Consider the following 6,187-nt stretch of genomic DNA (forward strand, 5'->3'; position numbering starts at 1 on the left):
GCCTCAAACTTTGAAGCCTACCGACGGCATACACGTTACACTCGATGAGCAGGCTAAAGGTTTAGACGAGGTGGTGGTTATAGGTTATGGCACTAAAAAGAAAGCCAACCTCATTGGAGCTGTTAGCACCGTGGGCGCAGAAGAACTAAAAGACCGCCCAGCTACAAACCTTGGACAGATGTTACAAGGGCAAGTGCCTAACCTAAACATCAGTTTTAACACTGGTACGCCCGGCGAAGCTGCTACGCTGAACATACGCGGTAAAACCTCTATCACCAACTCGGGAGCGCCATTGGTGCTAATTGATGGCGTGGAAGGTAGCATAGACCGTATCAACCCCAACGACATTGAGAGTGTTTCTGTGCTTAAAGACGCTGCCTCGGCCGCCATCTATGGTGCGCGTGCAGGCTTCGGTGTGGTGCTTATCACCACCAAAAACAACAAAGACGGGCAGGCACACATTACCTATAACGGACGTTTCAGCTTCTCGGCACCCACAACCAAAACCGACTTCATGACGGTGGGCTATGACGTTGCCCGACTAGTAGACGAATTTAACACGGCTACAACGGGTAGCAGCTACTCTGAACTGAACGCCGATGACTACAAAATATTGGAAGAACGTCGATACGACGTGACAGAAAATCCTGCAAGGCCATGGGCGGTTGTTAGTCAGAACGACGGACTATACCATTATTATGGAAACTTCGACTGGTATAATTATATCTTCAACTTTGCTCAACCCACGTGGAATCACAACCTTAGCGTGAACGGAGGAACAGAAAAGATGAACTACATGATTAGCGGAGGCATGAACGACCACGACGGACTATACGCCCTCAGCACAGACAAATACTCCACTCGCACACTCATGGCTAAGTTTAATGCCGAAGTGACACCCTGGCTAAGGGTGTTTAGCACCGCTTCGCTTTTTAAATCTAAATATAAACAGGCTGGATACGACTACGAAGACGGTGGCAATGTGGCCAACCTTGCATTCCATGCCATGCCTTGGATAGTACCTGTTAACCCCGACGGAACAAATGTTTATATCCTTCCTAATAGCAACAACAAACCCGCCGACGGCTTTGCTGCCATGCTGCGAACAGGCAATGGCTTTACACAAGTGGGCAAAACCGAACAAACCTACGCCATAGGAGCAGTGCTCAAATTGATGGAAGGACTGGAGTTTACAGGAAAAATCACCTACCGCAACTATGCCAAAGAGAAACTAGCACGCTCGGCAAGCTTTGTATATGCACGCAAACCCGGACAGGTGCTCACTGCAAACGGATGGCCCTTTAACAACAGATTGAAAGACGGACGCGACACTTACGAAAACTATGTGTACGACTTTTATGCTAATTTCCATCGCACTTTTGCCAATGTTCACAACGTTAGTGCCGTGGTAGGAACCAACTACGAGAGGGGACATTATAAGTTTGTTGAACCATCTGGACGCGACCTTACATCCGAAGTGCTGAACGACTTGTCGCTCTCTACTGGCGATAAGAGCGTGAAATCGTCGCAAAACGAATTTGCATTGATGGGTTATTTCGCACGCCTTAGCTACGACTACGCAGGCAAATATCTCGTTGAAGCCAACATGCGTTACGACGGAACATCACGCTTCCCGCGCAATCACCGCTGGGGATTTTTCCCTTCTCTTGCACTGGGATGGCGCATTAGCGAGGAAGCTTTCTTCGAACCTGTTCGCCCAACAATAAGCAACCTGAAGCTACGCGCTTCGGTTGGCTCGCTTGGAAACCAAATAACAGACAATTCGGCAAAGTTTAATAACAACACCTTCTACCCCTATATGAGGCTCATCACGCTGAAACCCACCACCAACCTAAACTATATCTTCGACAATGCACAAGCCGTTTACGCATCGCTTGGCGATCCTACATCGGGTTCGTTGACGTGGGAAACCATCGTAACGCAAAACGTTGGACTCGACGTTGGGCTTTTTAACAACCGCCTTTCGCTTGCACTCGACGTTTATAGCCGTACAACCAAAGACATGTTGGCCGCAGCGAGAGCACTCCCTGCCGTATATGGCTACAATGCGCCATACGAAAACAACGGCGAACTGCGCACTAACGGATTTGAATTGGTGGTGGGATGGAACGACAAGTTCAACCTTGCAGGCAAGCCCTTCTATTATGGTGTGAACCTAACGCTGGCCGACAGCAAGACGAAAATAACCAAATTCAAGGGCAACGAGTCGAAAGTGCTTGGCCAAGACTATGAAGGAATGGAATGGGGAGAGATTTGGGGATACCGCATTAAGGGCATCTACCAAAGCGATCAAGAGGCTATCGACCGCGGCGTAGACCAATCTTTCCTTGGTACGAGGTTCACCGACAAGGCTGGCGACCTCATCTTCGACGATGTTGACGGCAGCACGAAGATTGACCAAGGCAAAGGAACACTCGACGATCATGGCGACTTAGTACGCATAGGTAATTCAACTCCACGCTACCACTACGGCATTACGGTTAACATGGCATGGATGGGGTTCGACTTTTCAATGTTCTGGCAAGGTATTGGCAAGCAAAACATATACCCTGGCGGCAACAACATGATGTTCTGGGGGCCGTATGCACGCGCTTACAGCTCATTTATCCCCAAGGATTTTCCTGCTAAGGTATGGTCGGAAAACAATCGCGACGCATATTTCCCACGACCAGTGGCCGACCTAGCACGCAGCTACGCCATGAGCAGACCCAACGACAGGTATTTACAAAACTTGGCCTATTGCCGACTAAAAAACCTAACACTGGGTTACACACTGCCTAAATCGCTCACAAAGAAAGCCTATCTAGAAAAGGTTAGGTTGTACTTCAGTGGCGAAAACCTCTTCATTACCAGTAAACTAAAGAGCGATTACATAGACCCCGAACAAATGATGCACGACACCAACGGGCGGGTTTATCCCTTCTCGAAGACCTTCTCATTTGGACTCGACGTTTCATTCTAAGCGAAAACAATCATGAAAAAAATATTATTAGTCCAATGCCTGACTTCAGTAGCATTGCTTACTGGCTGCAACTTAGACCTTGAACCACTCGACAAGCTAGCAGACCAGAACTATTATAACAACCGAAAAGAACTGGAAGTGTTTACAAATGGCTTCTATGCCGACTTCCCTACGGCCGAAAACCTATACTCGGAAACGGCCGACATCATCGTGCCAACAACCCTTTCTACCGAAGTAATGGGCACAAGAACAGTGCCACAGAGCGGCGGAGGATGGAGTTGGGGACAGCTTTCTAACATCAACACCTTTCTTAAAGACTGCTCGCGATGCAACGACGAGGCTGCAAGAAAAGAGTTTGAGGCCGTGGCTAGGTTCTTTAGAGCCTACTTCTATTATAATAAGGTGAAACGCTTTGGAGAGGTACCTTGGTTCGACGAGCCACTCTCTTCTACCAACGACAGGCTCTACGCGCCTCGAACACCACGAAACGAACTGATAACAAACATCCTCGCCGACCTTGATTATGCAATCAACAACCTGCCTTCGGCCAAAAATCTATATCGCGTAACCAAATGGACTGCCATGGCTTTGAAGTCGAGAGTGTGCCTTTACGAAGGTACTTGGCGAAAATATCACGCCATGGAGGGCTACGAAACCTACTTGAGAGCGGCTGCCGAAGCTTCCGAAATGTTTATCGACAACAGTCCGTATACCATCTATAGCGCTGGCGAACAACCTTATCGCGACCTCTTTGCCGCCGACAAAGCTAAAGCAGAAGAGGTGATTTTGGCTAGAAATTATTACAGCGCGCTGAGCATTGTGCACTCGGCCAATCTCTATTTCTTAAGCGGTGGCGCGTCGCCAGGCATGAACAAGAAGGTGGTGAACAGCTATCTGATGAAAGATGGAACGCGTTTTACCGACCTACCCAACTATAACAGCATACAATATTATGACGAGATGCAGAACCGAGACCCACGTTTGGCACAAACAATCGTTACGCCAGGCTACAAACGAATTGGAGAAAGTACCGTTACAAACGTTAACTTTGGTGCCACAACAACGGGATACCAAATTATTAAATGGGTTTCGACCACTGCATCAGATGGTTATAACAAGTCGCAAAACGACATCCCACTGTTCAGAACGGCCGAGGTGATGCTCAATTTTGCTGAAGCAAAAGCCGAACTCGGTACACTAACACAGGCCGACTTAGATAAATCGGTGAAGAAATTAAGAGACAGGGTGGGCATGCCCAATATCAATTTGGCCTCAGCCAACAGCAATCCCGACCCCTATCTAGAAGCCGACGAAACGGGTTATCCCAATGTTAGCGGAGCAAACAAAGGCGTTATCCTTGAAATTAGGCGAGAACGAACCATCGAACTCGTGGCCGAGGGCTTGCGCTACGACGACCTTATGCGTTGGAAAGCAGGCAAAACATTCGAGAAACAGTTTAAGGGAATGTTCATCCCCGCATTGGATCCGAACAAACATTTTGTGATTTGCGACCTCAACGGCAACGGACAGGCCGATGCACAAGACGTTTGCGTGTACGAAGGAGACCTTAATAACGTGAAGACTTATAGCGAGGTGGCCAACATTACACAATTCTTAAAGCTGGGTGTTAACCTCCAATTGGCCAATGGAAACAACGGTGGAAACATCATTGTGCACGACATTGCCAACAAACAACGCTCGTGGAACGAAACACGCGACTACCTTTACCCCATCCCTCAAGACCAAATCACCATCTACGGAGGCGTTATTAAACAAAATCCTGAATGGTAAACACTAGACTAAGGGGAGCGAAACACAATCGTATTTCGCTCCCCTGACAATCGTTTTTTAAGCTTTAGTCCTAATGCATCAATGGGTTTTACCACACGCAGCATGGTTCGCAACACGTTAATGCATTAATCCGTAAACTAAATCCCGCATTTATGAAACCCCTATTAAGTACCCTTATCACCGCCACCGCATTATTTATGGCTTCGCTTCCCTTAATGGGATGTGGCGGAAAAGATAGTCCAGGAAATATTCCCGACTACAATCCACCAGCAGAAAAAAAAGACTTTAAATATCTAAAAGCCGACACCTGCTTGCGAATAATGACCTATAACTGCTTTTATTGCAAAAGTAATACAGACAACAAGGCTTTCTCTGATGAGCATACAGCTAACTTTGCTAAAGTGATTAAAGCCCTTAATCCCGATGTTGTGGTAATACAAGAGCTTGACAGTGGTACAACCGAACGAGCAAAAAGATACTTACTCGACGATATTAGGAGCGCTACCACGCTTGATTATGACCTCTTTTTTGGTTCGGCTGCTAGTTATTCGAATGGAAAAATTGGACCAGGCGTGTTGTTTAAACGCTCTTTAAAGCCCAGTTATATCAAAAAAATAGCCTTGCCTGGTAAGGAAAAACGGGCGCTGATGGTGCTTTCTTTCCCTCATTTCACCCTTTTTGGTACACATCTCGACCTAGACGACACTGCCCGAAAAGCAAGTGCAGAGATTGTTAACCACGAACTTTCAACCCTTACAACAACACCAGTGTTCTTTGCAGGCGACCTTAACGACGCTCCTAACTGGCAAACAGAAAAATCGGCTTTCCCTATTTTAAGCAAGGTTTTCGATATCATCAGTGCACAAGATGGCTCACTTCCCGACCAACCTAACACCACCATCGACCACATTTTGCTTGACAAAGACCATAAAAAGATGGTGCAGATAAGCAAAACTGCTGTGGTGAAACAGCTCAACATTGACGGACAGGTGATTGAAACAAATACTATAAGCGACCATTACCCCGTTTTTGTGGATATTAAATTGAAGTAACAAGACTGTGCTTAGTAAATTCTTTGCCTCCCTTTGGGCATAGCCGTCCTTAGCTTTTGGCATGGATTGCTGGATGCGCATGCGAAAACGTTTACGCGTTAAAGGCATAACGCAAACTTGTTTAAGATAACTAACACCGTTATTCACAAAAAGAGAACCGAAAAAAGGCAACTAACAACAGCAACATAAAAACATATCAACCCATAAACTCGTAACAATATGCCACACAAACTCAGCCAACTACGCCCTCGACACTTCCTCCTTATCGTTCTCTTGCTACTGGCGGGCAATACTTTAGTGGCCAAAGAGCAAGCCACTGAGTTTGGGGGCGTGCGGCAATTGGTGGCTCGTCGCTTTCCGT

3 protein-coding genes are annotated in these 6,187 nt (G+C 47.0%); all 3 read left to right on the forward strand.

The features are described 5' to 3' along the window. Positions 1 to 2,983 (forward strand): SusC/RagA family TonB-linked outer membrane protein (locus QME03_RS04410; RefSeq protein ID WP_281723595.1); only part of this gene is annotated, 2,983 nt, incomplete at its 5' end. Between the two features lie 12 nt (positions 2,984 to 2,995). Beyond that, complete coding sequence (locus QME03_RS04415) at positions 2,996 to 4,774, forward strand: RagB/SusD family nutrient uptake outer membrane protein (RefSeq protein ID WP_281723596.1); 1,779 nt, start codon at positions 2,996 to 2,998, stop codon at positions 4,772 to 4,774. Positions 4,775 to 4,926: 152 nt separating this feature from the next. Continuing rightward, positions 4,927 to 5,826, forward strand: a complete 900-nt coding sequence (locus tag QME03_RS04420) for an endonuclease/exonuclease/phosphatase family protein (protein ID WP_281723597.1) — start codon at positions 4,927 to 4,929, stop codon at positions 5,824 to 5,826. Positions 5,827 to 6,187: the final 361 nt, after the last annotated feature.

The sequence above is a fragment of the Hoylesella shahii genome, assembly GCF_937990675.1.
Taxonomy (GTDB): Bacteria; Bacteroidota; Bacteroidia; order Bacteroidales; family Bacteroidaceae; genus Prevotella; species Prevotella shahii.